The organism is Candidatus Fusobacterium pullicola, from assembly GCA_018883725.1.
In the GTDB taxonomy this organism is placed as follows: Bacteria; Fusobacteriota; Fusobacteriia; order Fusobacteriales; family Fusobacteriaceae; genus Fusobacterium_A; species Fusobacterium_A pullicola.
Window position 1 is genome coordinate 1 of record JAHLFN010000020.1, and the last position, 25650, is coordinate 25650.

The window sequence follows — 25650 nt, forward strand, 5'->3', positions numbered from 1 at the left end:
GATTTTCCACTTCCACTTACACCAGTGATGACTACAAACTTATTTTTTGGAATTTCAATATCTATATTTTTCAAATTGTGCTCTCGAGCCCCTTTAATAACTATCTTATCCAACATATAATTTTCACCTCATTTTTATATTTTTTCTTCTCTCAATTAAATATTATACACTATTTTTATCAGAATTAATATATAAGTATATGATAAATATTTTTATAAAAAAATTTATAAAAATATATATAAAATTATTTTTTAAAATATAAAACTATTAAAAATTAAAAACTTTACAAAAATAAAACGAAATGTTTTTTTTTGTTTTATTTAAATATAAAAAAATGGAGAAAAATATGAAAATATTGAAAAAAATAAAAAAAAATATTAGAATTTACAAAAGAAATATGTAGAATTTGTTACAAAAGTAGGAAAGATTTTGGGAGATAGTATGAAAAAGTATACTCTAGATTCATTGGAAAAATTAGGTTATAAAAAGTTTATAAAAATAGGATTAGATCTGTTTAGTATTATATTGGGAGTTGAAGGGGCTTTTCTTTTAAAATATGGGTTAGAGCAGAAAAAATATTTCAATATAGAGTATTTAATGGCGTATGGAATAGCTTTTGTTTTTTTTTATAAATGGAATGATTTGGAGTGTAAAAGTTGGAGATATGTAAATAGTTATGATATACTTGAGATTTTAAAAACTAATTTATGGATAAATGGGTTAGCTAATATAGTGATTTTTTCGATGAATGGAAGGATAGTTTTTTCTCTTGCTTTAATAATAATGTTCATCTCTGTAGAGATTCAGATGTTGGGAAGATTATATTTTAGGATAAAAAGATTTAGAAGGGATGAGGGAATACAGGGTAAGAAAGAGAATATAATAATATATGGTGCAGGAGAAGCTGGAATTACAATAGCTAAAGAGCATCTTACTAATCCTGATTTTCCATACAATGTAATTGGATTTATAGATGATGATAAAAAGAAAATAGGAACAATCATATATAATATAAGAGTCTTAGGGGATAGAGGAGATTTAAATTTTATATTATCAAAGGAAAAAATAGATAAGATATTTTTAGCAATGCCCTCTATAGATAGTGAAAAGCTAAAAAAGATAATAAGAGAATTAAAATTACAGGAAAAAGTGGAGATAAAAATCTTGCCAACAGTGTCAGAATTATTTTTAGATAAATCAATGACCTCTCAAGTTAGGAAGATAAAGATAGAGGATCTATTAGATAGAGAAGAGATTAAAATAAATAGTGGGAATATAAAAAAAGTAATAGAAAATAAGGTTGTATTTATTACTGGTGGAGCTGGAAGTATAGGCTCTGAGTTGGCTAGACAGATTTCTAAGTTTAATCCTAAGCAACTTATCAATATTGATGTGAATGAGAATGATCTCTATTTTTTAGACTTGGAGTTAAGAAGAAAGTATCCAGATTTAAATTTGGTATCAGAAATATGTAATATCAGAGAGAAAAAAAAGTTAGAATTTTTATTTGATAAATATAGACCAGATATTCTATTCCATGCGGCAGCTCATAAGCATGTTCCATTGATGGAACACAATCCTGAAGAGGCTATAAAAAATAATATATTTGGGACTAAAAATTTAGTAGAGTGTGCAGAGAGATATGAGGTAGAGAGAGTAGTTCTTATTTCAACTGATAAAGCAGTAAATCCTACTAATATAATGGGAGCTACTAAAAGAGCTTGTGAGCTTATAATAAAAGATATGAATAAAAGATCTAAGAAGACAAAGTATATGGCAGTAAGATTTGGAAATGTACTGGGAAGTAATGGTTCTGTTGTACCAATATTCAAAAAATTAATAGAGGAAGGGAAAAATATAACTCTAACTCATCCAGATATAACTAGATATTTTATGACAATATCAGAAGCAGCCCAACTTGTTATAGAGGCAGGAAGTATGGGAAATGGCGGAGAGATATTTATACTGGATATGGGAAAACCAATAAAGATATATGATTTAGCAAAAACTATGCTAAAATTATCTAACTCAGAGGTAGGAATAGATATTGTTGGGTTAAGACCGGGAGAAAAACTATATGAAGAGTTATTGTATGATACGAGTATAGCAACAAAGACAGAGAATAAAAAAATATTTATAACTCCAATAGTAGATGGGCATGTAGATGTAAATGAATATTATGAAAAACTTGAAAAAGCTTTAGAGAATCCAAAGGGGGAGGAAATAAAGAAAATAATGAAAAATTTAGTAATTTCCTATAAGGAAGTCGAATATAATTAGGGAGTAGAGATATGAAAAAAAATAAAGTAATAAATTTATCAGTTCCAAATTTATCAGTGGAGCCTATCTTAGAGAACTTAAGAGAGTGCTTAGAGAGTGGATGGGTTTCTACTGGAGGAAGATTTATATCAGAGTTTGAAAATAAGGTAGCTAAATATGTGGGAGTAGATGAAGCTGTAGGGGTTCAAAGTGGAACAGCAGGATTACAGCTAGCTTTAAGAGTTTTAGGAGTAAAGAGTGGTGAGGAGGTAATAGCACCAACTTTGACATTTATAGCGGCAGTAAATCCCATTACATATTTAGGAGCAGAGCCTGTATTTATATATTGTGATAACACTCTTTGTATGGATCCAATAAAATTGAGATTATTTTGTGAAGAGGAGTGTGAGTTAAGAGAGGGACATCTATATAATAAAAAGAGTGGTAAATGTATAAAAGCTATAGTAGTAGTTCACGTATTTGGAAACATGGCAGATATGGAAAAGATAATGGATATAGCCAAAAAGTATAATTTAAAAGTATTAGAGGATTCTACAGAGGCTTTAGGAAGTTATTATACAGAGGGAAGATATGCAGGAAAGTATGCAGGAACAATAGGGGATATGGGAGTATACTCTTTCAATGCAAATAAGATTATAACAACTGGTGGAGGAGGAATGGTGGTTTCTAATAATAGGGAACTACTGGATAAAGTGAGATTTCTATCTGTTCAAGCCAAAACAGATCCACTATACTTTGTTCATGATGAGATTGGATATAATTATAGAATGTTAAATATTCAAGCTGCATTAGGAACTGACCAGATAGATAGATTAGAGAGCTTCATAGAAACAAAGATAAAAAATTATAAGTTGTATAAAGATGGTATTAAAGATATTGAGGGGTTAGAGTTACTATCTTTTAATCAAGGAATAAGAGCGAATCACTGGTTTTACTCTCTTCTTGTAGATAAAGAGAGATATGGTTTGGATAAGGATGAGTTACTAATAAAGTTAAATGAGATGGGAATACAGACAAGACCTGTTTGGGGACTTATTCATGAGCAAAAACCATATTTAAAACATGAAGCATATATGATGGAAAAATCAACTTACTATATAGATAGAATACTAAATATTCCATGTAGCTCAAATTTAACAGAAAGAGAAGTAGAACATGTAATAGAGGTTCTAAAAAAATTAGGGAGTGGTAATTAATGACAGGAAATAAAAATTCTTTTGACTTTAAATTGGATTTAATGGATATCTTACTTATTTTAAAAAGAAGATATTGGGTTATCTTAATAGTAGCAGCAGTTTTTCTTGGGTTTGGAATAAGAAGTGTAAAAAAACTTCCAATTGTTTACGTTGCACAAACAACACTTATGTTGAGAAATGATTTTGGTGATAAAAATGTTGAGAATATAGCAACTTTATTGGAGATTGCTAAGAGTAAAACGATAACTCAAAGGGTAATAGATAAATATGGATTAACTACCTCAGCTGGAGCACTGGCTGAGGGAATTAGCATTTATCCAGTTAGAAATACTGAGTTTTTAAAACTTACATATACTGGAAGTGATCCTAAGATGACAGCTGCAATAGCCAATGAGGTGGCTATTGAGTTTATTAAAAAGGTAGAGGAGGTTTTAAATAGAGCTAATCTAAAGATTTTGGAGTTAGCAGAAGTTCCTAAACATCCTAAGCCTATTGATAAGAAAAAAATACTTCTTAAATATCTATTTATGGGAGTGGCACTATCTTCAGGAGTACTTGTGGTATTAGAATTTATTAACAAAAGATTGAGACGTTCTGTAGAGATAGAGAAGATTCTTGATTGTGAAATCTTAGGAGTTTTACCAGACCTAAAAAAATACTACTCCAAAAAAGAGGTAAAGGAGAATATGAGAAGGGGTATCTTTTTTGAAAGTGAGAACTTAAAAGAGGGTGGAGAGGCTATCAGACTTATTAGATCGAACATAAACTTTATGGACACCACAGATCATAAGATAATAACTTTCTGTTCCTCAGTACCTAAAGAGGGGAAGACTACAATAGCCTCAAACTATGCTCTGAGTGAGGCTATAACAGGTAAAAAAGTTCTTCTTATAGACTGTGATATCAAGAGACCAAGAATAAATGAAGTATATGAAACAGAACATAAAAAGGGTATCGTTGAGTTGCTAGAGGGAAAAGCTACCTTTGAAGAGGTTATTCAAAGAGAGGTAAGAAAAAATCTAGATATCATATTCTGTAGTAAGAAAAGAGAGGAGACTACAGAATTAATCTTAAGTAAAAATCTAGAGAGCCACTTAAAAGAGTTACAGAGTGAGTATGATCTTATAGTAGTAGATACACCTCCACTTACAATAGGTACCGATGCGGCAATAATATCAAGATTCAGTACTGGGGTTGTGTTCGTTATCTCTTATGACCAAGTTCATAGAGTAGAGTTAGAGTTTGCTAAAAAGTTATTAACAACAGCTAAAGCAAATCTATATGGAGCTGTTATCAATAAGGTTTCAACAGATGGATACTTTTATGAGCCATATGGGTATTACTCATATAACTATAAGTATTATAAAAATTACTATAAAGATGGGGAGAAATAATGAGAAAAAAATTAGCTTTAATATTAATGTCACTATCAATGGAAGTTTTTGCTAGTGAGATGACACTTGAAGAGGTTATAGATATATCTTTAAAGAATAACTTTTCGCTGAAGAAGCAGGATATCTCAATAGAGAATAGTAAGATAGCAACTAAAAATCACTATAAGAGTATGTATTTACCAAGTATAAACTTTGGAGCTGAGGGTGAAATAGCGGAAGTACAGGATAAAGGAGTAGGACCAAAGTCTATATCTGTAAAGTTAGACTTAGATGTATGGGGACAGCAGAGAAATCAGTATAGAATTATGAAAAATAGTTTGAGAATAGCTGAGTTAAATAGAGAGAAGAGTGAATATAGCTTAGAGGAACAGGTTATAAGAACTTATTTCAGTTACTTGGCAGCTGTAAAAAATATGGAGTATACAAAAAGTACTGTAGAGACATTGGCAAGACAGAGGAGTAAACTTGATAGAATGTTAAATGGTGGAAATCTAGTATCTAAGAATGAGCTGTTGAAGATTGAGATAGAGTTAGAGGAGAATAATTTGAACTATTCAACTCAGCTGTATAACAGTACAGTGTTAAAACAGCAACTGTTTATGCTGATGGGAAAAGGGTTAGATCAGGATATTGATTTTAAAGACGTAGATATCTCATCTTTAAAGATAGAGGGAGATTTTAGTAATCTGAAGAGTGTGGAGCAGAAAGCACTAGAGGAGAGTACAGAGAGTGAGATTACTAGATTACAGATAGAGAATGCTAACTACCAAAATAAGATAGCAAAGGCTGAGCTGTATCCTAAATTCTATATGAAACCAGAGTATAAGTTTGAGGATGCTGGATATGATAAGAAGGGAGCTAGACTTACATTTGGTGTAAGTTGGGCATTCCAATGGGGAAATACTTTAAATAATATTGAAGTAAGTAATAACAATTTAGAGGTTGCAAAACTAGGGTATGAGGAGAAGGTTATGCAACTTACATTACAAGCTAGAGGGATGTATGAAAATCTAAAGAGAGCTAAAATAGCATATGATATCAATAGTAAGAAGATAGAGCTAATGAATGAAAATCTAAAACTGGATACTCGTAGATTTGAAAATGGACTTATGGGAAGTAGAGATTATCTAGATAGTATGAATGGATTGGTACAAGCAGAGGAGAACCAGTATATTTATCAACAGGAGATTTTTCTACTTAAGTTAGCATTGAGAAATTTATTGAAGTAGGAGGAGTGATGAGAAGATATGTACTTCTATTATTACTAAGTAGTATTTTAATTGGATGTGGAAATGATAAGAAAAATGAGATAAAAAAAGTAAAGATAGATGTGATTGAGAAGAAGGAGATAAATGATAGTACCTCACATAGAGGAAGGGTGTTTTCAAATGAGAAGATCCAACTCACAGCTCATTCAGCAGGGATAGTACAGGAGGTTTTCTTTAAATCTGGAGATGAGGTAAAAGAGGGAGATGTACTCTTCACATATGAGCCAAGTATAATCAAGCAAAATGAGATAAAGTTATCTGAGAAGAGAATAGAGTTAGATATCTTAGAGACTAATCTGAATAATTATAGTCTAGAAAAGAAAAAGGGAAGCTTAAAAAATAGAGAGTTGGAGGAGAAGAGCCTAGAGTTTAAGTTAAAGAAACTGAAAAGTAAGATAGAGATTACTAAGAGTGAAATAGTTAATGCCAAAAGAGGAGTAAAGCTCTATGAGGAATTTTTAAAGGAACAGAGTATCTCTATATTTGAGTTAGAGGAGAAGAGAAATCAACTTCTAGCAAAAGAGAGTGAGCTAGAGAGTTACTATATGGATTACGAGTTGAGCAAACAGCAGTATGAAAATATGAAATTAACTGAGGGACAGTTAGAGAAAGAGTTAGATTATACTGAGGAAAAACTAAAGGGGCAGTATGAGAAGTTAAAAAAGGAGCTTGCAATATATGAGCAGGCACTGGATGAGAGTATAAATGGTTATAGAGCTCCAAAGGATGGAATACTGAATAACTTTATAGTATCTCCAAATGAGAAACTGAAAAATCTTCAAATATTGGGAAATATACTTTCAAGTGATAAGCTGATTGTAAACTTTAGAGTACCTATATATCGTTCTTCACAGATAAAGATTGATCAAAAGGTAATTATAAAGTTTACAGATCTAACTGGAACAAATCTATTTCAAGGGAAGATTGCAAGAGTTTCCAACCTAGTTACAGAGGCAACCAGTGAGCTTGAGGTAAATGTAGAGGTAGAGATTTTAGATACAGATTTAAAAAATCTGAAACCTGGTTATGATGTAAGGGTAGAGGTGATAACTAGTCATAATGATGAGTATCTACTAGTAAAAAGATTCTCTGTAATAGATGAGAATGGAGAGAAATACATATATGTAGCCCAAGATGGAAAGGCTGTAAAGACCAAGATCGAGGTAGGAATACAGAGTGAGGGTGAGTATGAGGTACTAAATCTGCCAGAGGGAACTAAGGTTATTCTAAATCCATTTGTTGTAGAGGATGGGGATAGTATAAAGGAGATTGATTAATTGGGAGTATTTTATATTACGTTGATTACAACATATATTTTGGGTTATCTAGCTAGAGAGGCTGGAACACAGAAAGAGGATGAACTGAAGACACCTAATACAATATTTTTTATCATGGTAACGGCTATATTTATAGCTGTCTGTGGGCTCAGAAGTAATATAGGGGATACATATTTTTACAAGCATAGCTATGATCTGATGATAATGACTGGTGAGGTATTTGGTTATGAGAAGGGGTTTGCCAAGCTGATGCTATTCTTAGGAACAATATCTCCAGATCCTCAGATACTGATATTCGTTACTGGCTTTATAACAAATCTCTTTATACTTCTCTCTTTGAGAAGAGAGGCCACATATTTTGAGGTGTCTGTCTATCTATTTATAACAAGTGGTTACTATCTTGTAACTATGAATGGGATGAGACAAACAATGGTTGCAGCTCTTTATTTTTTCTTTGGAGTAAAATTTATAAGAGAGAAGAAGTTGATATTTTATGTATTATTGATATTTATATTAAGTTATTTTCATAAATCGGTAATATTTATGTTACCTTCATACTTCTTAGCAAGAGAGGAGGCTTTTTCTAAGAAGATGGTACTGATAATACTTGGTACTATCTTGATAGTGCTTATGTTTTCGTCATTTGCTGGAACTATAAAGGATATAGCTGGGGATTATGGATATTATATAGATAGCTTTAATGAGGGAGGAGCCAATATACTAAGAGTATTAGTAAATGTTGTTCCAGTAGGAATGGCATATCTATATCGTGAGGAGTTGAAAAGTAGGTGGGCTGATAGCCATATATTTATAAATTTTTCAATACTCAATTTAATATTCTATATACTTTCATTACAGAACTGGATATTTGCAAGGGTAGGATTATATGCAGCGATAGCTAACTTTTTACTTATCCCATATATAATAAGTAGATGTATGGATGAAGGGAAAAAAACATTCTTCTATCTGGCCTGTATGATATGTTACTTTATATTTTTCTATTATGAGCAGGCAATATCAATGTTTATTGTATATAGAAGTGTAATTTTAGGAATATATTAGGAGAAAAGATGAGAAAAAAAATAGCAGTTATTTTTCTATTAGTTATGACGGTAGTGATTTTTAAAAATCTTGGGGAGTATCTAGTGCTAAATGAGAAACCTGAGAGGGTGGATGCAATAGTGGTCTACAGTGGAGACTCTGGAGAGAGAACAGTAAAGGGAGTGGAGTTACTAAAGGATGGATATGCTGAGAAGATTATATTCTCAGGTGGAGCTGTCTATGATGATGTAAGAATGGCAGATCTAATGGAAGAACATGCTATAAAGCTTGGTGTGGATCCAAATAAGATTATAAAGGATAGAGAGGCAGGAACTACCTATGAAAATGCTCTTTTTACAAGAGATTTATTAGAGGCTAATGGATATAAAAAGATAATACTTGTAACTTCAAATTATCATTCAAGAAGAAGTTATCTAACTACAAAGAAGGTATTTGAAGGAAGTAGAATCGATATCATAACTGTAGCTTCAAATGATGAGTTTTCTAGTAGTTGGTGGAGGTCTGGAAGGAGTTTATTGATTTTAATAAATGAGTATGCAAAGATAGTTGGTTACTATTTTCAAGGGAAGATATAAGATGTTTTAGGAGAAAGATTATGTATAAGAGTTTTTTAAAAAGATTAATAGATATAGTTGTTTCAGTGGTATTTATTTTATGTTTCTGGTGGCTATATATAGTATTAGCAGTATTGATTAGAATAAAACTGGGAAGACCAGTACTGTTTAAGCAGGAGAGACCAGGTCTTAATGGTAAAATATTCACTATGTATAAGTTTAGAAGTATGACAGATGGAAGAGATAAGAATGGAAAATTACTTTCTGATAGTGAAAGATTAACTAGTTTTGGAAGGGTGTTGAGAGCTACAAGTTTAGATGAGATACCGGAATTTTTTAATGTATTAAATGGAGATATGAGCTTAGTAGGTCCTAGACCACTTCTTGTAGAGTATCTACCTAGATATAATGAGTTTCAAGCTAGAAGACATGAAGTAAAACCAGGGATAACAGGCTGGGCACAGATAAATGGAAGAAATGCAATATCTTGGGAAGATAAATTTAGATATGATGTAGAATATGTGATAAATCAATCTTTTTTAATGGATTTAAAAATTCTTTTTTTAACAGTTAAAAAGGTTGTGGTAAGAGAGAATATCAATCAGGGACAGGATGTCACTATGGAAGTTTTTAGAGGATAGTTATGGAAAATGTAGTAGTAATAGGTGCAGGTGGACACGCAAAGGTTGTCATAGATATTCTGCTTAAGGATAGTACAAAAAATATAGTAGGAATACTGGATGATGGTTTTGAAAAATTAAAATATAGGGATATTTTTGGTATCAATATCTTGGGAAAGGTTTCAGAATTAAAAAGATTCCCTAAAGATTATAGCTATATTATAGCTATAGGAAATAGAGATGTGAGAGATAGAATAGTAAAAAAGTATCCATATTTAAAATATATAAATGCAATATCACCTAGAGCCTATATAGCAAATGGAGTAGAGATAGGAGTAGGTACAGTTATAAGTCATAATGCAGTAATCAACCCAGATACTAAGATAGGAAACCATTGTATTATAAATACTGGAGCAGTAGTTGAACATGATACTTTAGTTGGAGATCTATCACATATAGCTCCGGGAGTAACAATATGTGGTGGAGTAACTATAGGTAGAGGATGCTGGATAGGTGCAAAAAGTGTTGTGATAGAGGGAAAGAGTATAGGAGAGAATTGTATGATAGGGGCTGGAAGTGTTATTGTAAGAGATGTGGAAAAAAATAGCAAGGTTTATGGTAATCCAGGTAGAGAAAGATAAGATATGGATACTCAAATAACAAAAGAAAAAAGTATAGTTATAAAAGTTATAGCTGTTATGATGATGGTAGCTCTTCATGTATTTAATTTTCCAAGTAGAATTTTTCCATATACCTATATTGGTTTAGGTTATATAAATGGAAATCCTATTGAGCAATATTTAGCACAGGCTTTTTCGATTGTAGTGAATATATTTTTATTTGTTACAGGATATGGTCTATATATAAAAAGGGTCAGTAATTATAAAGAGGTATTTAAATATATAATAAGATTATATTTAAAATATTGGAGCATTTTTTTAATTTTTATTCCATTGGGATATTTTATGGAGATTTACAAATTCAATATAAAAGAGTTTTTATTAAACTTTTTATCTTTAAATACAACTTATAATTTAGAATGGTGGTTTTTGAAGCAATACATAATTTATTTAATAACTTATCCATTAATAAAAAAATATATAAAAAAATTTCCTAGTATTGTATTAGGAATAAGTATAGTTGTGACTTTAGCAGGAATGTTTTTAACTTTGTGTTTACAAAAAAAATAATAAATTATAGTTATTTTTTAAATATAATTATTATTCCTACTTTAACAACATCTTATTCTTTTATATCTGGGATTTACATAGCTAAAAAAGGATTATTTAATCGATTGAATAAGATAGTAAATAAGTTTAAAATAAATAAAAAATTATTTTTTATAATATTATTACTTTTGTTGATTATTATTGAAAGGTTAGCATATATTAAACATATATTAAATTTTATCTTAGTTCCCTTATTTATTTTTTCTTTAAGTGGATTAAATTTAGAACAAAGTAGATTTATTTTAAAATTAGGAAATTATACAACGGGAATATGGTTGATACACAGTTTTTTTTTGTTATTACTATTTTAAAAATATTGTGTTTTTTTCTAAGTATTCAATTCTTATATTTATTTGGATAATGTTTTTAAGTATTATAAGTACAATAATTATAGAAAAAATAGAAAAAAAACTTATGAAAGTATATAGATATATTAGGCTGGAAAGAGAAAAATGAAAAAAGTATTGATAGTTACAACAATTCAAAATACAATAGAAGCTTTTTTAATATCACATATAAAATTTTTGGAGGAAAAGGGATATGAGGTAGTGTTAGCTACTAATATATTTAAAGAGATACCTAAAGAGTTAGAGGGTAATAGATGGATAAATATCCCTTTTTCAAGAAATCCATTCTCTCTGAGTAGTTTTACGGCTATTAGAGAGATGAGAAGATTATTTAGAGATGAAAAGTTTGAATTTGTACATTTTCATACTCCAGTGGCAGCTTTTTTAGGTAGATATGCAGCTATGAGAGAGAAACAAAAAAATATAATATATACAGCTCATGGATTTCATTTCTTTGAAGGAGCTCCCAGATTAAACTGGTTTATCTATTATCCTTTGGAAGTGATTGGATCAAAATGGACAGATAAGTTAATTACTATAAATGAGGAAGATTATAAAAGAGCTCAAAATTTTAAATTAAGAGAAGGTGGTAAAGTATATAAAGTTTCTGGAGTAGGGTTAGATATGCAAAGATATCAGAATGGAGATGCAGATAAGTTAAGAAAAGAATTACTCATAGGTGCGAATGAAAAACTTATTCTGATGATAGGAGAGTTGAATAAAAATAAGAATCAGATACAACTCCTATATATCTTAGAGAGATTAAAACTAAAGGGAAAGAGTGTAAGAGGTATATTTGTAGGAGTTGGAGATCAAGAGGAGATATTGAAGGAGAAAGCAAAAGAGCTCGGAGTAAAGGTAAGTTTCTTAGGATATAGACATGATATAACTGATCTAATAGCTAGCTGTGATATTCTTTGCTCAATGTCATATAGAGAGGGGCTACCTAGAAATCTTATGGAGGGAATGTGTCAAGGGAAACCATTGATAGCTACAGATATAAGAGGAAATAGGGATCTAATTGTAGATGGAGAAAATGGATATTTAATAGGTGTGAATGAGGTTGAGGAAGCCAGTAAGATTTTTTACAAGTTGTTAAATGATAGGGAGCTATATGAAAAAGTATCCAAGAAATCGTTGGAGAGTGCATATAATTATTCAGTTGATAAAGTTTTAGAAGAGATGAGAGAGGTATATGGATATGAAGAGGTTAGCAATAGTCAATCATAATTTAGGCTCTGGTGGAGCCGAAAAACTAATATATGATATGGCAATAGAGTTACAAAAAAGAGAGATAGATTTTAGTGTAATTCTTTTAACCTCGGTAAACTGTATATATGGAAAAAGACTTCTAGAAAAAGGGATAGATGTAATATATCTGAGTGATAGATGGGATATATATAGTCCTAAAAATATCTTTAGATTGATAAGAGTTTTAAAAAATTATGATGTAATCCATACTCACATATACTCTGCTCAATTGTGGACAGCTTTAGCCTCTCTTTATTTGGATAAGAAAAGGATATATATTACAACAGAGCATAATACTAGTAACAACAGAAGAGGAAAGAGTGTTTTCAAAGTTTTAGATAAGATAATGTACTCTAGATATGAAAAAATAGTTAGTATAAATAAAGAAACGGAGTTAAGTCTAAAAAATTGGATAGGAGATTATGAGAAAAAAGGTAAAGTTATTGAGAATGGAATAGATATAGAGAGTATATTAAATTTTAAAGAGAGAACTAGAAAAGAACTAGGATTTAAAGAAGAGGATATACTTCTATGTCAGATAGCAAGGTTGAATATAGTAAAAAATCATGAAACATCTTTTAAGACTCTAAAGGAGCTACCTCAGAAGTATAAATTAATACTTTTAGGGGAAGGAGAGAGAAAGGATGAGCTATTAAGATTAGCTGGGCAACTAGAAATAAGTAATAGAGTATATTTCTTAGGATATAGAGATGATGTATATGGTGTACTAAAAGCAATGGATATATCATTATTAACCTCTCAATATGAGGGGCTCCCAATATCATGCTTAGAGAGTATGTTACTTGTTCCCTTTATAGGAAGTCGTGTGCCGGGAATTAAAGAGGTAGTAGCTGGATATGGAGAGCTATTTGAACTAAATAATCATCTGGAATTAAAAGATCTGATTTTGAAAGTTGTTGAAGATAGAGAGCTATATGAAAAATTAAAAAGAGAGTGTAATAAAAGAGCTACAGAGTATAGTATAAAAAAATGTGTAGATAAGTATATTGAAGTATATGAGGGGAGATAAATGAAGAAGATTTTAACAGTATTTACACCAACATATAATAGAGCCTATATTTTACCGAAGTGTTATGAAAGTTTAACTAGACAGACATGTAAGAAGTTTGTTTGGGTAATTATAGATGATGGTTCAACTGATGATACTGCTGAACTGGTAAAAAAATGGATAGACGAGGATAAGATAGAGATAAGATACTACTATCAAGATAATAAAGGGATGCATGGAGCTCACAATAAAGCTTATAAGGTTATTGATACAGAGCTTAACGTATGTATAGACTCGGATGACTATATGACAGATGATGCTGTTGAGATAATTATAGATTATTGGAAAAATAATAAAAAAGAGGAGTATTGTGGATTTGGAGCTCTAAATATTTTCAAAAATGGAAAAGTTATAGGAACAGAGTTCCCTGAAGGATTAAAAGAGAGTAAATATTTTGATATATATAAGAAGTATAAAATCAAGGGGGATAAGAAATTTATATATAGGACAGAACTTATCAGAGAGAATCCATACCCTATATTTAGAGGAGAGAAGTATGTTGGATTGGATTACAAGTATATGAAGTTAGATGAAAAATACTGTTTGGGACTTTTAAATAAACCAGTATGTATTGTTAAGTATCTAGCAGATGGTTCTAGTTTGAATATGTTTAGACAGTATAGAAGAAATCCAAGAGGATTTTGTTTCTATAGAATAGAGAATATGAAAAATCCAAGAGGGAATTTACTATATAAATTTAAGGAGTCGATACACTATGTGGCTTCTTCAATCTGGTGTAGGAATAAAAAATTTCTAAAGGATACACCATGTAAATTTTTATGTATATGTGCTATTCCTTTTGGGTATATGTTGTATAAGTATACAGAGATAAAAACAAGATAAAATAGGAAATAGGGGAGAATAGAATGAGAGTGTTACATATAGTTGGAGGAATGAATGTAGGTGGAACAGAGACAATGCTTATGAATCTCTATAGAAATATAGATAGAGATAAGTATGAATTCCATTTTATATCTTATTATGATAAAAAAGCTTTCTACGATGATGAGATAGAGAGGCTTGGAGGTAAGATAATTCCTATGAAGTTTTCTAATAGGTTTGGAGCGATAGCTTCTATACTTCAGCTTAGAAAATTGATAAAGGAGAACAACTATGAAATAGTACACTCTCATACTTTATTTAACTGTGGAATAGGAGTTCTAGCAGCCTATTTGGGTGGAGCTAAGATTAGAATAAGTCACGCACATACTGTATTTGAAGAAAAAAACTCATTTGTAAAAAAGATGTATGTAGCAGTTATGGGAAAATTAATAAGAAAGTATTCAACAGATTTCTTAGCTTGTAGTGAGAGAGCAGGAGCTTTTCTATTTGGGAAGGATATATTGAAAGAGAAAAACTATAGTTTTCTTCCAAACTATGTAGACTATAAAAAATGTATGAATGATATAGATGGAAAAAGAGTTAGAGCTGAATTAAAAATAGAAGAGGATGAGATAGTATTAGGACATGTTGGAAGATTAATTCCGCTAAAGAATCATCTATTTATTTTAGAGATAGTAAAAAGAATGAAAGAGAGTGGAAAGAGAGTAAAGGCTATATTTGTAGGAGATGGAGATCAAAGAGAGAATATAGAGAGTAAGATAAGAGAGTATGGATTGGAAGATAATATAATTATTACTGGTATGGTATCTAATCCAGAAAGCTATATGAAGAGTATGGATATATTTTTGCTTCCATCAATATATGAGGGATTTGGTCTTGTACTATTAGAAGCACAGGCATCAGGTTTAGAATGCTTAGTATCTGAAAATATTCAAGATGAGACAGATTTAAATTTAGGACTTGTAAAGAAGCTTGAACTTAGTGATGGTGCAGAGGTTTGGAGTAAAGAGATTGTTAAAATGATAGAGAATAGAAAAAATATATCAAGAGAAAAGATTGAAGAAGCTTTTGTAGAGAAGGGATATGATTTAGAGGGAATTTTAAGAAAAATTGAGAATATATATGGGAGAAAGATATGAAAAAAAAGATATTGATAGCTTCTTATGATTTAGAAATAGGTGGAGTAGAGAGAAGCTTAATCTCAATGTTAAATAACTTTGATTATGAGAGATATGATGTAGAACTACTACTCTATAATCATAGCGGTGAGTTTATGCCTCTAATACTAAAAGATGTAAAGCTACTACCTGAAAATACAAAGTATAAAAGTATAAGATTGGGTATAGGGACTTTGATTAAAGCTGGTGAATATAATTTAGCTTTTCAAAGGTTGAGAGCTAAATATGGTTATGAATATAGAAAAGATAAATCGCTTGATGATACATATCAGATGCAACTTATGTGGAAGTATTGTAATCCATATTTTCCTAAGGTAGAGGAGGAGTATGATGTAGCTATAAGTTATCTATGGCCACATAATTTTGTAGCTGAAAAGGTAAGGGCTAAGAAGAAGATAGCTTGGATACATACTGATTACTCAAATATAAGCCCAGATAGAAATATAGATCTAGAGGTATGGGATAAATTTGACTCTATAGTTGGAGTTTCAGAAAAATGTGTAGCAACATTTTTAAAACTATATCCTAGTTTGAAAAAAAAATGTGTAGTTGTTGAAAATATAACCTCTCCAGAATTTATAAGAAAAATGAGTGAAGAACAGGTTAGCGAAGAGTTTGAAAAAGATAAGTTTAATCTTTTGACAGTGGCTAGATTTTCTCATGCTAAGGGAATAGATCAAGGAGTAGAGGCTATAAGGCTACTAAGAGATAGAGGAATAAATAATATTAAATGGTACATAGTAGGTTATGGAGGAGATGAAAATAAAATTAGAGAGCTTATAACTAGATATTCTCTTGAAAATATGATAGAGATACTTGGAAAAAGAGATAATCCATATCCATATATGAAGATGTGTGATCTATATATGCAACCATCTAGATATGAGGGAAAAGCAGTAACGGTGGTTGAAGCTCAAATATTAGCAAAGCCAATACTTATTACAAACTATCCAACAGCTCATAGTCAAGTTGTTGGCGAAGTAGATGGAGAAATTTGTGAACTATCAATAGAAGGAATTGCTAATGGAATTGAGAAATTTTATAGAGATAGAGAGCTTTTAGAGAGATATAGATCTAATTGTGAAGATAGAAATTATGAAAATAAAGAGGAATTAAAAAAATTATATAAAGTTTTTGAATAAATTAGAATATAGGAGAGAAAATGCAACCTAAAATAAGTGTAATAGTACCAATATATAATGGTGAAAGTTATATAGAAAGGTGTATAAACTCAATTTTAAATCAAACTTTTCAAGATTTTGAATTAATATTGATTGATGATGGCTCTAAGGATAATAGCTTAGAAATGTTAAAAAAATTTGAACAGATAGAAAAGATAAAAGTATATTATCAAAATAATAAAGGACCATCAGCTGCAAGAAATAAAGGTATAGAGAAAGCTATTGGTAAATATTTGATTTTTATAGATATAGATGATTGGATAGAAGATGATTATATAGAAAGTTTACTCAATGAAATAGAAAATAACAAATTAGATTTTGTAACTATTGGATATAATGATATATCTAAATATGGAGTATTTAGTGTAAATGATTTTTATAAAAAAAATAAAATTTTAACGAAACAAGAAATTCTTTTAAATATTTTTAATGGAACAGGGGGAGTTCCCTGGGGAAAGATTTATAAAAGAAATATAATTATAGCTAATAAAATAAAGATGAATGAAAATATTTTTATGTGTGAAGATCAACTTTTTGTTTTAGAATATTGTTTGAATTCAAAAAAAATTGGGAATTTGAATTTAAATAAATATAATTATAATAGATTAAATGAAAATAGCATATCAAATAAGTTGAATTTAACATACTATAAAAATTTTTTGTTATATTTAAAAGAGTTAGAAAAAATTTTAGTAGAATATAAAGTAAATAAAAGAATAACTGATCAAATAAAAATTAAAAAAGTTAACAGTATCTACGAAGGAATACTGATAAATCTTTATAAAAGTTCAAAAAAAGATAAAATAAAATATCTAAAGCTTTTTTCTCAAGAATTAAATAAAAATTATTTTTATTTAGAAAATACAGAGCTACTAAAACAATTAAAAATGGGAAAAGTATATAGAGTACATTTTTTATTAAAATTAATTATAGTGAAAAGAAAAGCTATAGATTTTTTTAAATTAGTACTAAGAAGAAACTTAATTAATATTAACCAAAGAAACAAATGAAAAATTTTAGATTTATTAAAAGAAAAAATTTATAATAAAAAAGGAGAATAAATATATAAACTAAATGAAGAAAAAAATATTATTTGTAATAGAATCTTTAGAATGTGGTGGTTCTGAAAAAAGTTTGATAACATTATTATCGTGTATAAATTTCTCTAAGTATGAAGTAGATTTACAATTATTTTCATATGGTGGAGAGTTAGAGGAAATAATACCAAAGGAGGTTAATTTATTAAAGCCTTTGAAGTATACAGAATTTTGTAAAAGTTCTTTAATAGAATTAAAAAATATGAAAAAGTTTAAATATTTAATAGCAAGAGTTATTTTTTCAATAGCATTAAGAGTAAAAAAAAGAGGAGTAAAAGAAACAGCTAGGTTATTTTGGAAGATAAATCAAAATAATTTTTCAAAAGAAAAACAAAAATATGATATTGCAATAGCTTATGCTCAAGGAATTCCAACTTTTTATGTAGCTGATAAAATAAAAGCAACAAAAAAGATAGCATGGATAAATACAATTTATAATTTAAAAGGAATAGAAAAAAAATATCAAGAGAAAAAGTATAAAAAATTTGATCATATAGTATTAGTTTCAGAGGCAGCTAAATGTATTTTTGAACAAGTTTATCCTAATTTAAAAAATAATTTAAAAATAATTTATGATATTATCAGTTTAAGAACAATAGTAGAAATGTCCAAAATAGGGAAAAAAATAATAAGTAGAAATGAATTAAAGATTTTAACAATAGGAAGATTAGATAAAAGTAAGGGATATGATATAGCTTTAGGAGCTTGTAAGATTTTAAAAGATAAAGGAATAAAATTCAAATGGTATATTTTAGGTAAAGGTCCATTAAAAGAGGAGATAGAGAAAAAAATAGATGAATTAGGATTAAAAGAATATTTTATTCTTTTAGGGGTAACATCTAATCCATATGGATATATAAAGAGTGCAGACATATATGTACAAACCTCTAGATTTGAGGGATTTGGATTAGCAATAGCTGAGGCAAGGATTTTAAATGTTCCAGTAGTAACAACAGAGTTTGATGCTGTATATAATCAGATGGTACAAAGAAAAAATGGAATAGTTACACAGATGAATGCTCAAAGTGTTGCAGATGGAATAATGGAATTGATAGAGAATAAAGAGTTAAAAAATTCTATTATTGAATATTTAAAAAATGAAAAAAAAGGAAATCTAGAAGAGTATGAAAAATTTGAAAAACTTATAGAGGAATAGAATGAAGAAAAAAATATTATTTATGGTTATCAGTATGAACATTGGTGGAGTAGAAAAAGCACTTTTAAATATGTTAAAAACAATGGATTCTTCTCAAAATGAAGTAACAGTACTGATGCTAGAGAAAAAAGGTGGGTTTTTAAATTCTTTACCTGATTGGGTCAAGGTAGATGAATTATTATACTATAAGGATATAAAAGAAGAATTTAATAAACCACCTAAAGATTTAATATTAGGCTATTTAAAAAGTGGAAAGATATTTAGAGCTATCTATCTCTTCATAATATCTCTATTTTGTAAATTAAAAGGGGATAGAGAGCTACTATTAAAAGCACTTTTTTCTAAATATCCAGATTATATAAGAGAGTATGATAAAGCAATAGCCTATGCAGGACCTATGGCACTAATAGATTACTATATAGCTAATAAAGTAAAAGCAAAGAAGAAATTAGGATGGATACATTTTGATATTACTACAGTTGGAGTAGATAGAAATTTATTAAGGAAACTATATAAAAAATTTGATGAGATAAATATTGTTTCAAAGGATGCTAAAGAGAAATTTGATTCAGTATTTCCTGAATTTAAAAATAAAACAAAGGTTTTTTATAATGTAATCTTAAAAGAGGAAATTTTAAAATTAGCAGGGGAGAAAGGATTTGATGATAATTATACTGGATTAAGACTTCTCACTGTTGGAAGAATATCAAAAGAAAAGGGACAAGATTTAGCTATAGAAGCATTGAAAAAAATATTAGATAGAGGAATAGATGCTAAACTCTACTTAGTAGGAACAGGAAATTTTGAAAAAGAGTGTAAAAAATTGGCTATTAATTTAGGAATAGAAGATAGAGTAGTATTTTTAGGAGCAAAGAGTAATCCATATCCATATATGAAAGAGTGTGATATATATATTCAGCCATCAAGATATGAAGGATACTGTATAACTTTAGCAGAGGCACTAATATTTGATAAAAAAATAGTAGCTACTAAATTTACAGGAGCTTTAGAACAGCTAAAAGGAAAAGAGAATAGTCAAATTTGTGATTATACATCAGAAAGTATTAGTGAGGGAATATTAAAATTATTAGTTTAGATATAAACAAATTACAGAGTGAGGTATATATGAAAAACAATATTTGGTATGATCGATATTTAGTATTAAAAGATAGAATTAAAAGAAAAAAAAATAAATTATTATATTTTAATCAATTAAAGAAAATAAAAGTAAAAAACACAGATGAAACTTTAGATAGAATTTTAAATGGAAACTATTCGGTGTTAAGATTGGGTGATGGTGAATTAAACCTTATTTTTGGAGAAAATTTAAAATTTCAAAACTATAATGAGAGTTTAGAGAGAGAGTTAAGAGAAGTATTAATAGATAATAATAAAGAATTATTAGTATGTTTACCAGATATATTTAATGGATTAGATATCTATACAGAAAAAGCTAAAAAGTTTTGGTTGGAATATTTAGAAAGAAAAATTAATAAAATATTAAAAGTAATAGATATGGAAAAGGTATATTATGATACACAGATATCAAGATTTTATATAGATGTATCAAATAAGAAAAAGGTTAAAGAAAGAATAGATAAAATAAAAAAAATTTGGCAAGGGCAAGAAATTATATTGGTTGAAGGAGAAAAGTCGAGATTAGGCGTGGGGAATGATTTGTTTAAGAATGCACAGAAAATAGAAAGAATACTATGTCCTTCACATCAAGCATATTCAATTATTGATAAAATAGAGAAGAGAGTTTTAAAAGAAAATAAAAACAAATTAATATTTTTAGCATTAGGTCCGACAGCAACAGTATTAGGATATAGACTATTTAAAAAAGGATATAGAGTATTGGATATTGGACATATAGATATAGAGTATGAATGGTACTTAAAAGGAGTACAAGAGAAAATAGCAATAGATAAAAAATATATAGGAGAGGTATCTTCTTTAGAAGCTATAGAAGAGTATAGAGATAAAGAATACGAAGAACAAATTTTAGATAAAATATTAAATTAAGAGAAACAGGGAGAGAATATGCCAAAGATAAGTGTAATAGTACCAGTGTATAATGTAGAAAAATATCTAAGAAAATGTATAGAATCAATATTAAATCAAACTTTTAGAGAATTTGAATTGATATTGGTAGATGATGGCTCAACAGATAGCAGTGGAAAAATATGTGATGAATATGCTTTGAAAGACAGTAGAATAAAAGTTATTCATAAAGAAAATGGAGGAGCTTCTTCAGCAAGAAACGCAGGACTGGATGTAGCTAAAGGAGAGTATATAGGATTTGTGGATAGTGATGATTGGATAGAAATGGATATGTATGGAGAATTATATAGATTAATTAAAGAAAATAATACTGATATTTCAGTATGTGGTATTAATAATATAAAAGATATAAAATATAAAAATGAAAATTTGAAAGAAAAAATACAAATTATAAAAAAAGAAGGGGAAGAGTTTAAAAAAAATAGATATGGAGAATATTACTTAGGGGTAAGTGTTTGGAATAAATTATATAGAAAAGAAGTAATAGAAGATATTAGATTTTTAAAAGACAGAATTTATGAAGACTTACCTTTTGGAATAGAGGTGTTTGCAAAAATAAAGTCATATGTATATACAAGTAAAAAATTATATAATTATTTTCAATTAAATGAAAGTACAACAAGAAGTAAAATATCATTAAAGCATCTTTCTATATTAAAAAATACATTATATTGTTACGAAAAAGTTTCAGAAGAGTATAAACAGATGTTTTTGAATAATATAGTAGGAAATTGTATATATATTTGTGTAGTTGTTGTTAATGAGAAAAGTATTTTAGAAAATAAAAATTTATTAAAAGGGATGAAGGAGATTTTAGTAAGTAATAAAAACTTAATAAAAAAAATAGAGTATAAAAATTTTAAGGAAAAGTTACAGTTTGAAGTAATAAAAATGAGTCCGGTTTTATTTTGTAAATTATATACATTTGGTAAAAAGATAAAAAAAATATTTAGGAGTTGATTAAATGGAAATAAGTATAATAGTGCCAGTATATAATGTAGAAAAATATTTAGGGAAATGTATAGAGTCAATACTAAATCAAACATTTAGAGATTTTGAATTGATATTGGTAGATGATGGCTCAACAGATAGTAGTGGAAAAATATGTGATGAATATAGTTTGAAGGATAGTAGAATAAAAGTTATCCATAAAGAAAATGGTGGATTATCTTCAGCAAGAAATACAGGACTGGATATAGCTAAAGGAGAATATATAGGCTTTGTAGATAGTGATGACTGGATAGAAATGGATATGTATGAAATACTATATAAATTAATAAAAACAAGTGGTAAAGATATGGCGAATATAGGCTTTTCTGCAATATATGAAGATAGAATTGAAAAATGGACTGATAACAAAAAAATTATATTAAATCGTGAAGAAAGTTTAATAGAACTTTTAAAGCATAGATATTTTGGAAATTATATTTGGGCAAATTTATATTCTAAAAAAATCTTTAAGAATATTAGATTTACAGAAAAAATAAAATTTGAAGATATAGATATTATGTATAAGCTATTGAATAATTCAAATGGAATAGTTTCACAAGGAATAAGTAAGTATAACTATATTCAAAGAAAAGATTCAACTATTGATGAATTTTTTTCTAAAAAATATATGGAGGATTTCAATATTCAAAAAATATATTTTTCTAGAGAGATTTGGTTTAAAGAAAATTATCCTCAAATATATAAAAAATATAATGAATATCTGTATAATAAGAAAATATTTTTTCTTTCTTATGATTTATTAGTACATCAAATTATAAAAAAATCTACAAATAAAGAAATAGATAAAATAATAAATATATTGAATATTCATTTTAAAGAAAATTTAAAATTAAAAATAGGGAAATTAATAAAAATAAGATTAATATTATTAAAAATAAGTAAAAGTTTATTTAAGTGGTCATATAATCGGAGAAATATTAATGATTAAAATAAGTATAATAGTACCAGTGTATAATGTGGAAAAATATCTAAGAAAATGTATAGATTCGATTTTAAATCAAACATTTAAAGATTTTGAATTGATATTGGTAGATGATGGCTCAACAGATAGTAGTGGAAAAATATGTGATGAATATAGTTTGAAGGATAGTAGAATAAAAGTTATCCATAAAGAAAATGGTGGACAATCCTCAGCCAGAAATATGGGACTAGATGTCGCCCAAGGAGAATACATAGGATTTGTAGATAGTGATGACTGGATAGAAAAAGATATGTATGAAATTTTATACAGGAATTGTAAAATGAAAGATGGGGATATAGGGATAATTGGAATAAATTTTGTTTATAATAATAGAGTAAGAAAAGGTTTAGAATATCCTTTACAAAGTTGGAAAAAGAAAGAGGGTATGTATAAATTAATAGAACATAAATATTTTGGTAATTATTTTTGTTCTAAAATTTTTTCAAGAAAATTATTTAAAAATATTAGATTCAAAGAAGGAATAATTTATGAAGATATTGATCTAATGTATAAATTAATTCATAAATCTGACATTATAGTAGCAGAAGGAGTAATGAAATATAATTATTTACAAAGAGAAGGAAGTACTGTAAGGAATAAAGATTTTAATTGTGATGAGTTTTATGTAAAAAAAGAAAGGATAAAATTTTTAGAGAAATACTATCCTTCTACTCTAAATCCAGCAGAAAAAGATTTATTTTTTACAGCATTAAAAAGTTTAGAGAATAGTAGAAAATTAGATAAAAATTTTAAAGAAATAGTAAGAGTTTTAAAGAAATATTATATATATACATTTGACTCTAAAATTCCTGTTAAAACGAAGATAGTTTTAACATTGTTAAAAATAAATAAATCATTATACAATATTTTTAATAATTTCTTTGGTAAAAAAGGAGAGAGAAATGCCTAAAATAAGTATAATAGTACCAGTATATAATGTAGAAAAATATTTGAGAAAATGTGTAGATTCAATTTTGAATCAAACGTTTAAAGATTTTGAATTGATATTAGTAGATGATGGCTCAATAGATACTAGTGGAAAAATATGTGATGAATATAATTTGAAGGACAATAGAATAAAAGTTATCCATAAAGAAAATGGTGGACTATCTTCAGCAAGAAATGCAGGACTAGATATAGCTCAAGGAGAATATATAGGATTTGTAGATAGTGATGATTGGATAGAATTAGATATGTATGAAGAGTTATATAAAATTTGTAAAGAAAATGATACAGATGTAGGAATAGTTGGAATAAATTATGGTGGAGCTTCAGAAAAGAAAAAGAGTAAAAAAATAGAAATATATTCTAATAAATTAATTTTAGATGATCTAGTATATAATAAAGGAAAAGAGATAACTTGGCCTGCTTGGAATAAATTATGGTTAAAAAAAGTAATTGGAGAGTCAAGATTTAAAGAGGGAAGAATATATGAAGATGGATTATTTTTATATTCTTTGAGTTCCAAAATCAAAAAAGTAGCAAAGATAGATTATGAAGCTTATAATTATAGAATGGATAATGAAAGTATTACAAGAAGTAAAATTTCAAAAAAACAAGTAGATTTTTTATATAATACTTTAGATATTTATAAATTTTTACCTTCACCATACAAAGAAGAGATGTTTATAAGAGATTTGATAAGATATACTGAGTATATTTTATTAGAGATGATTAAACAAAAAAATATAAATAAAGATATCATAAAAGAGATAAAAAAATTTTATAATGATAATTTTAAAATGGTAAAAAAAGAAAATAAACTAAGTGGATTTTTAAAATGGAAACTATTTGTTTTAAGTAAATATCCTAAAATTTATATATTATTAAAAAAACTAACAAAAAGATATTAAAGGAAAGAGAGAAAATGAATAATAGAATAGAATGGATAGATATGGCAAAAGGATATGGAGTAATTTTAGTAATACTAGGTCATTTTGGATTGGAAAAATTGGGATATTGGATATATTCTTTTCATATGCCATTATTTTTCTTTTTGGCTGGTTATGTATTTAAAGAAAAACTAAAAATAAAAGATTTTGTATTAAAAAGAATAAAGAAGTTGATAATTCCATATATTTTCTTAGGATTAGGAGTTATATTATTTAATCTATTAATAATGTTATATGCTAATACTTTTGATTTAACAGAGATTAGTAGACAATTAAAGTCTTTATTATTTCAGATAAGATATTCAAATTTGTGGTTTTTGACATGTTTATTTAGTTTAAACTTTATTTTTTTTATTTTATTGAATTTGGGACTTAGTTATACAATAGTATCTATTTTAGTATTAATAATGACTTTTGGGGGAGTAATATATTATAAATTTAATGGAAACCCAATATTTTGGAATATTGATGTATGTTTCACAGCAAGCATATTTTTTTTATTAGGATATTTATATAGAAAGGATATTGATTTTTTTAAGAATATTAAAGAAAAGATCAATCAATATTTTTCAATTAAACTTTTATTTTTAATGAGTATCTTCTTTAACTGGCTGATGTACTTATATTCTCAAGAAGGACTAGAGATGTTTGATTCAAGATATGGAAATCCAATACTTATATATTTTATAGCTATAATAGGAATATTATTAATTTTAAAAT

Annotated in this window: 24 protein-coding genes; all 24 read left to right on the forward strand. The window is 27.9% G+C overall.

Annotation, left to right across the window (positions count from 1 at the left end):
- The first annotated feature begins 441 nt into the window (after positions 1-441).
- Entirely contained in the window at positions 442-2280 is a 1839-nt protein-coding gene (locus IAA47_02680) for a polysaccharide biosynthesis protein (protein MBU3841881.1), read from the forward strand.
- Between the two features lie 11 nt (positions 2281-2291).
- Positions 2292-3476 (forward strand): LegC family aminotransferase, encoded by a 1185-nt coding sequence (locus IAA47_02685; protein MBU3841882.1) that lies wholly within the window; start codon positions 2292-2294, stop codon positions 3474-3476.
- Positions 3477-4162: 686 nt separating this feature from the next.
- A complete protein-coding gene (locus tag IAA47_02690; GenBank protein ID MBU3841883.1) occupies positions 4163-4870 on the forward strand; it encodes a CpsD/CapB family tyrosine-protein kinase in 708 nt (235 codons plus the stop codon).
- The gene (locus tag IAA47_02695) at positions 4870-6099 is read left to right on the forward strand and encodes a TolC family protein (GenBank protein MBU3841884.1); all 1230 of its coding nucleotides are present in this window, start codon (positions 4870-4872) and stop codon (positions 6097-6099) included. The genes IAA47_02690 and IAA47_02695 overlap by 1 nt, the downstream gene beginning before the upstream one ends.
- Positions 6100-6107: 8 nt before the next feature.
- Entirely contained in the window at positions 6108-7415 is a 1308-nt protein-coding gene (locus IAA47_02700) for an HlyD family efflux transporter periplasmic adaptor subunit (GenBank protein MBU3841885.1), read from the forward strand.
- A complete protein-coding gene (locus tag IAA47_02705) occupies positions 7416-8477 on the forward strand; it encodes an EpsG family protein (GenBank protein ID MBU3841886.1) in 1062 nt (353 codons plus the stop codon).
- 8 nt (positions 8478-8485) lie between these two features.
- Positions 8486-9052 (forward strand): YdcF family protein, encoded by a 567-nt coding sequence (locus IAA47_02710; protein ID MBU3841887.1) that lies wholly within the window; start codon positions 8486-8488, stop codon positions 9050-9052.
- A 20-nt stretch (positions 9053-9072) separates the two neighbouring features.
- On the forward strand, positions 9073-9672 hold the full coding sequence (locus IAA47_02715) for a sugar transferase (protein MBU3841888.1): 600 nt from the start codon (positions 9073-9075) through the stop codon (positions 9670-9672).
- Positions 9673-9674: 2 nt separating this feature from the next.
- Positions 9675-10292: an acetyltransferase gene (locus tag IAA47_02720; GenBank protein ID MBU3841889.1), complete on the forward strand. Its 618-nt coding sequence runs from the start codon at positions 9675-9677 to the stop codon at positions 10290-10292.
- Positions 10293-10295: 3 nt separating this feature from the next.
- A complete protein-coding gene (locus IAA47_02725) occupies positions 10296-10841 on the forward strand; it encodes an acyltransferase family protein (protein ID MBU3841890.1) in 546 nt (181 codons plus the stop codon).
- A gap of 491 nt (positions 10842-11332) precedes the next feature.
- A complete protein-coding gene (locus IAA47_02730; GenBank protein ID MBU3841891.1) occupies positions 11333-12457 on the forward strand; it encodes a glycosyltransferase family 4 protein in 1125 nt (374 codons plus the stop codon).
- Entirely contained in the window at positions 12429-13508 is a 1080-nt protein-coding gene (locus IAA47_02735; GenBank protein ID MBU3841892.1) for a glycosyltransferase, read from the forward strand. The genes IAA47_02730 and IAA47_02735 overlap by 29 nt, the downstream gene beginning before the upstream one ends.
- A complete protein-coding gene (locus IAA47_02740; protein MBU3841893.1) occupies positions 13509-14390 on the forward strand; it encodes a glycosyltransferase family 2 protein in 882 nt (293 codons plus the stop codon). It abuts the gene before it with no gap.
- A 23-nt stretch (positions 14391-14413) separates the two neighbouring features.
- Positions 14414-15529 (forward strand): glycosyltransferase family 1 protein, encoded by a 1116-nt coding sequence (locus IAA47_02745; GenBank protein ID MBU3841894.1) that lies wholly within the window; start codon positions 14414-14416, stop codon positions 15527-15529.
- Positions 15526-16710 (forward strand): glycosyltransferase, encoded by a 1185-nt coding sequence (locus IAA47_02750; protein ID MBU3841895.1) that lies wholly within the window; start codon positions 15526-15528, stop codon positions 16708-16710. The genes IAA47_02745 and IAA47_02750 overlap by 4 nt, the downstream gene beginning before the upstream one ends.
- 20 nt (positions 16711-16730) lie before the next feature.
- Entirely contained in the window at positions 16731-17759 is a 1029-nt protein-coding gene (locus tag IAA47_02755) for a glycosyltransferase (GenBank protein MBU3841896.1), read from the forward strand.
- Positions 17760-17883: 124 nt separating this feature from the next.
- Complete coding sequence (locus IAA47_02760) at positions 17884-19002, forward strand: glycosyltransferase (GenBank protein ID MBU3841897.1); 1119 nt, start codon at positions 17884-17886, stop codon at positions 19000-19002.
- Position 19003: 1 nt separating this feature from the next.
- Positions 19004-20098, forward strand: a complete 1095-nt coding sequence (locus IAA47_02765; protein ID MBU3841898.1) for a glycosyltransferase — start codon at positions 19004-19006, stop codon at positions 20096-20098.
- Between the two features lie 29 nt (positions 20099-20127).
- Positions 20128-21027, forward strand: coding sequence for an SP_1767 family glycosyltransferase (locus IAA47_02770; protein MBU3841899.1), 900 nt, complete (start codon positions 20128-20130; stop codon positions 21025-21027).
- 18 nt (positions 21028-21045) lie between these two features.
- Positions 21046-22026, forward strand: a complete 981-nt coding sequence (locus IAA47_02775) for a glycosyltransferase (GenBank protein ID MBU3841900.1) — start codon at positions 21046-21048, stop codon at positions 22024-22026.
- Positions 22027-22030: 4 nt separating this feature from the next.
- Entirely contained in the window at positions 22031-23005 is a 975-nt protein-coding gene (locus IAA47_02780; GenBank protein MBU3841901.1) for a glycosyltransferase, read from the forward strand.
- The gene (locus tag IAA47_02785; GenBank protein ID MBU3841902.1) at positions 22998-23948 is read left to right on the forward strand and encodes a glycosyltransferase; all 951 of its coding nucleotides are present in this window, start codon (positions 22998-23000) and stop codon (positions 23946-23948) included. The genes IAA47_02780 and IAA47_02785 overlap by 8 nt, the downstream gene beginning before the upstream one ends.
- Positions 23941-24891 carry a glycosyltransferase gene (locus IAA47_02790; GenBank protein ID MBU3841903.1) on the forward strand — a complete coding sequence of 317 codons (951 nt, stop codon included), beginning with the start codon at positions 23941-23943 and terminating at the stop codon, positions 24889-24891. Before IAA47_02785 ends, IAA47_02790 begins: the two co-directional genes overlap by 8 nt.
- Before the next feature lie 14 nt (positions 24892-24905).
- A partial coding sequence (locus tag IAA47_02795) for an acyltransferase family protein (protein ID MBU3841904.1) occupies positions 24906-25650 on the forward strand: 745 nt, incomplete at its 3' end.

What these genes read in the sequence shown, in the direction of transcription:
- IAA47_02680 (MBU3841881.1), top strand. Translation starts at nt 442, where the DNA reads ATGAAAAAGTATACTCTAGATTCATTGGAAAAATTAGGTTATAAAAAG.
- IAA47_02685 (MBU3841882.1), top strand. Translation starts at nt 2,292, where the DNA reads ATGAAAAAAAATAAAGTAATAAATTTATCAGTTCCAAATTTATCAGTG.
- IAA47_02690 (MBU3841883.1), top strand. Translation starts at nt 4,163, where the DNA reads ATGAGAAGGGGTATCTTTTTTGAAAGTGAGAACTTAAAAGAGGGTGGA.
- IAA47_02695 (MBU3841884.1), top strand. Translation starts at nt 4,870, where the DNA reads ATGAGAAAAAAATTAGCTTTAATATTAATGTCACTATCAATGGAAGTT.
- IAA47_02700 (MBU3841885.1), top strand. Translation starts at nt 6,108, where the DNA reads ATGAGAAGATATGTACTTCTATTATTACTAAGTAGTATTTTAATTGGA.
- IAA47_02710 (MBU3841887.1), top strand. Translation starts at nt 8,486, where the DNA reads ATGAGAAAAAAAATAGCAGTTATTTTTCTATTAGTTATGACGGTAGTG.
- IAA47_02715 (MBU3841888.1), top strand. Translation starts at nt 9,073, where the DNA reads ATGTATAAGAGTTTTTTAAAAAGATTAATAGATATAGTTGTTTCAGTG.
- IAA47_02720 (MBU3841889.1), top strand. Translation starts at nt 9,675, where the DNA reads ATGGAAAATGTAGTAGTAATAGGTGCAGGTGGACACGCAAAGGTTGTC.
- IAA47_02725 (MBU3841890.1), top strand. Translation starts at nt 10,296, where the DNA reads ATGGATACTCAAATAACAAAAGAAAAAAGTATAGTTATAAAAGTTATA.
- IAA47_02730 (MBU3841891.1), top strand. Translation starts at nt 11,333, where the DNA reads ATGAAAAAAGTATTGATAGTTACAACAATTCAAAATACAATAGAAGCT.
- IAA47_02735 (MBU3841892.1), top strand. Translation starts at nt 12,429, where the DNA reads ATGAAGAGGTTAGCAATAGTCAATCATAATTTAGGCTCTGGTGGAGCC.
- IAA47_02740 (MBU3841893.1), top strand. Translation starts at nt 13,509, where the DNA reads ATGAAGAAGATTTTAACAGTATTTACACCAACATATAATAGAGCCTAT.
- IAA47_02745 (MBU3841894.1), top strand. Translation starts at nt 14,414, where the DNA reads ATGAGAGTGTTACATATAGTTGGAGGAATGAATGTAGGTGGAACAGAG.
- IAA47_02750 (MBU3841895.1), top strand. Translation starts at nt 15,526, where the DNA reads ATGAAAAAAAAGATATTGATAGCTTCTTATGATTTAGAAATAGGTGGA.
- IAA47_02755 (MBU3841896.1), top strand. Translation starts at nt 16,731, where the DNA reads ATGCAACCTAAAATAAGTGTAATAGTACCAATATATAATGGTGAAAGT.
- IAA47_02765 (MBU3841898.1), top strand. Translation starts at nt 19,004, where the DNA reads ATGAAGAAAAAAATATTATTTATGGTTATCAGTATGAACATTGGTGGA.
- IAA47_02770 (MBU3841899.1), top strand. Translation starts at nt 20,128, where the DNA reads ATGAAAAACAATATTTGGTATGATCGATATTTAGTATTAAAAGATAGA.
- IAA47_02775 (MBU3841900.1), top strand. Translation starts at nt 21,046, where the DNA reads ATGCCAAAGATAAGTGTAATAGTACCAGTGTATAATGTAGAAAAATAT.
- IAA47_02780 (MBU3841901.1), top strand. Translation starts at nt 22,031, where the DNA reads ATGGAAATAAGTATAATAGTGCCAGTATATAATGTAGAAAAATATTTA.
- IAA47_02785 (MBU3841902.1), top strand. Translation starts at nt 22,998, where the DNA reads ATGATTAAAATAAGTATAATAGTACCAGTGTATAATGTGGAAAAATAT.
- IAA47_02790 (MBU3841903.1), top strand. Translation starts at nt 23,941, where the DNA reads ATGCCTAAAATAAGTATAATAGTACCAGTATATAATGTAGAAAAATAT.